Source organism: Ancylothrix sp. D3o (assembly GCF_025370775.1).
Lineage (GTDB): Bacteria > Cyanobacteriota > Cyanobacteriia > Cyanobacteriales > Oscillatoriaceae > Ancylothrix.
On sequence record NZ_JAMXEX010000088.1, the window covers coordinates 1 to 3,139 of the forward strand.

Genomic DNA, 3,139 nt, shown 5'->3' on the forward strand with positions numbered 1-3,139 from the left:
ATCCCGTACCAGATCCGCCGTGTTGTTGGATCTGCTGCCAGGTCTTGGCTAAATTTTGGGAATTTTGTTGCCATAAGCGATTGTTAAAGCTGCCTTGCTCTGATATGACTGTGGGTTTTTGAGCTAGGAATTGTGCTTATCAAGACAGGATAGCGCTGTGGGTGCCGGCAGTTCAACATTTTTGACATAAGGTTTACAAAAGGCAAACTAATGTGGTTTTCAATGTTTGACCGGCACGCTTTATTAGGGTATCTCATTTGAGGCTATCCACGACTCTGTTTGTTGTAATGCCCATTGCCAAACGGCATAGCCGCGTGGGTTGAGGTGCAGGCCGTCGGTGGTTAATTCTCGTCGTAAATTGCCCCGCTCGTCCGTAAAGTAGGGTTGCAAGTCGAGGTAGCTGACGGCTTCTTCGGCGGCAATTTTGGCCAGTTGTTTGTTTAAATTGCGGATACGATGATTGGGGATGGCGGGGAAACGGGTGGGGAGTATTGATTGCAGGATGATCCGGGTTTGCGGGTGATTTTGCCGCAGCCGGCGGACTATGCCGCGCAAGTTCCACAGAATATCTGCGTCGGTTTGTCCTTGGCGCAAGTCGTTTATACCGGCCATTAGGTAGATGCTATGGGGTCTGGTTTGCTTGAGGGTGTCGGTGCGTTCTAGTATGCCGCTGGTGTTATCGCCGGATATGCCTTGATTTAGCCACAACCTTGATCCTGGTAGTCTTTCGCTGGGAAACCACAAGCTCAGAGAGTCTCCTAATAAGATGTTTAGTTGGTTTGCTCCTTGTCCTTTGGATATGGCTTTGGCTTCTTGTCTTAAGAGGTATTTCCAGTCTTGGTAGGTGGGTTTTTCGCTGGCGTTTTTCCAAGCTTTGATGAAGCTATCAACGGCTAGGCGAGTATAGGTTTTACCGGCTTGTAAAGCAGCGAGGCGTTGTTCAAACATTTGAGTGCCTGATTTCGGTCTGTTGTTTGTCCTTGGGTAATAGGCCAATTCATCGGGGGCCGGTTGCTTTGGGCTAAGTTCACTTAAAGGGATAATTGATGGTTCGCGGGTTGGTTCGACGTTATCAAAGGGGGATTTGGGTTCTAAGAATCTCAGATCCCTTAATGATGGGGTTTCCAGTGGGCTAAATTCTGGTGGAGCGATTTCTAGGCTGGGTAATGAAAGTGTGTTTTGTAGTGGTGTTTCGGTGAGTCGTGTCCTTTCAAATTGCTGTTGTACGAATTGGGCCGGTGGAGTTGGGCAATCGTTTTTTGCTGTGGCTAATAAGCTGACTAGCAGGCAAGGATCGGTCATCTTGGTTTGTTCCTCTACACTCTGCCTTACCTTTGACAGAACCCTCAACTCTAGTCAGGACTGCAAACAAACGAGTTTTTCTTTTGCCTTATTTGTTTGGTTGCTTAATAAAAATTAATTTTTTCTGTTACCCCTATACCCTTGGATGGCTTGCTTGGCTGTTGGGCCTGAGTTGCAATTGAAATGGGGCTTTTGCTTGGCTGAGCTTCCGGGGGAATGTTTTGCCGGCTTCACTGAAAATTTCCCCGGCCCGCCAAAAAACTTACAAAACTTTATAATTTTTCACAAAATTATGCGAGAAAAGGGTATTTAATGAACTTTTTTAAAGCTGAGCTAAATTTCTGCCATTAGATCACCCCTCCTTGCTTAGAATATGTGCTTAAGTTGTTGTACATATTTTCAACAAGAGAGGAAAAAATGGCCGATCCAAGAGATATGGAAATGGTCAAACCGTTTAACGGCGACCCGTTCGTAGGAAATCTTGAAACTCCGATCAATTCTTCTGCTTTCTCAAAGGCTTTCATCGGTAATTTGCCGGCCTACCGCAGAGGTTTGTCTCCGTTAGTTCGCGGATTGGAAATTGGCTTAGCTCATGGTTATTTCCTGATTGGCCCTTGGGTTATCCTGGGCCCGCTGCGGGACTATGAAAAGGCGGCCAATTTAGGCGGATTAATTTCTGCTCTGTCTTTGGTATTAATTGCCACTGCTTGTATGTCAGTCTATGGTCTGGTATCTTTTGGGCAAGATGCCGGTTATCCCACTCAAAATCCTCAAGCTCCTGATCCTCTTAAAACTGCTGAAGGTTGGAGTCAGCTAACGGCTGGTTTCTTTATTGGCGGTATGGGTGGCGCTTTTGTGGCCTATTTCCTGTTAGAAAATTTTGCCAGTGTGGATGCTATTTTCCGGGGCTTTGTCCACAGTTAATAGCGTTGTAAAAGCTTAATAAAGCCAGCAGCGAGGACTTTGTGGTTTGAGTTGTTGGTATTGTAGCTTTTTGGTTGCCAAGATTTTTTTATAGCAACCTGGATTCTACACCTGTGCCATACAAGGGGGTAAAAGTCTTAGGTACTCGCTACTATAAGATTTCTCTCATTACTTTGTCAGCTATCATTAGGAGATTTTTGATATGACCGGCAGTTACGCAGCTTCTTATTTGCCTTGGATTTTGATTCCTGTTGTTACCTGGCTGATGCCGGCAGTAGTAATGGGTTTGTTGTTTATCTACATTGAAAGCGAACAGTAAGGCTCTCAAAATAGCCTTTTCGTGTTTCAAGTATTTTCTACCCAGAGGAAGATATATCTGCCATATCTGCTGATTTTGTTTTTCCCTATTATCTTCCTCTGCCATGACAAAAACCCCGCCTGCTGGTGGGGTTTTTTTGTTGGGTTATTTTTTCTCAAAACTAATACTTCCGATAGCTTATATCTTTGGCGAGGTTGTTAAAAACAACTGCACACAAAATTAAAATTACTGTCTCTAAGATGGCCGGTGTTACCAAAAACGGCCAAAAGGTATCGCCAAAAAACCTGCCGGTGTCCAGTTCTCGTCCCCTCGATCATAAAGCAAGATAAATCCCTAAATCACTATTAACATCACTCATAACTATTTATTCCAAAAACCATCTACTGGGCGCGTGCATCTGCGCTTAAAAATACAACCCCACAATCAACATAACGGTTTTATTCAAACACAAATAAACAACACAAAAAATCCCCTGTTTTTAAGCAGGGGATAAAATTTAACTAGCTTTAACTATCGCTAAAAATTAGCCGAACTTACCAGCAGTAGAAGCAATCACAAAAGCCGCATAAGTCAGAACATAACCCACAGTAAAGT

3 protein-coding genes are annotated in these 3,139 nt (G+C 44.2%); 2 read left to right on the forward strand and 1 reads right to left on the reverse strand.

Annotated features, from left to right (window positions below; translation table 11 throughout):
• Positions 1 to 243: 243 nt before the first annotated feature.
• Positions 244 to 1,302 (reverse strand): GDSL-type esterase/lipase family protein, encoded by a 1,059-nt coding sequence (locus tag NG798_RS27110; protein WP_261226830.1) that lies wholly within the window; start codon positions 1,300 to 1,302, stop codon positions 244 to 246.
• 417 nt (positions 1,303 to 1,719) lie between these two features.
• On the opposite strand from NG798_RS27110, the gene NG798_RS27115 reads away from it, so the two are divergent.
• Together NG798_RS27115 and NG798_RS27120 are read left to right on the forward strand one after the other, a co-directional pair.
• On the forward strand, positions 1,720 to 2,226 hold the full coding sequence (locus NG798_RS27115; protein ID WP_261226831.1) for a photosystem I reaction center protein subunit XI: 507 nt from the start codon (positions 1,720 to 1,722) through the stop codon (positions 2,224 to 2,226).
• Between the two features lie 202 nt (positions 2,227 to 2,428).
• Entirely contained in the window at positions 2,429 to 2,545 is a 117-nt protein-coding gene (locus NG798_RS27120; protein ID WP_261226832.1) for a photosystem I reaction center subunit VIII, read from the forward strand.
• Positions 2,546 to 3,139: the final 594 nt, after the last annotated feature.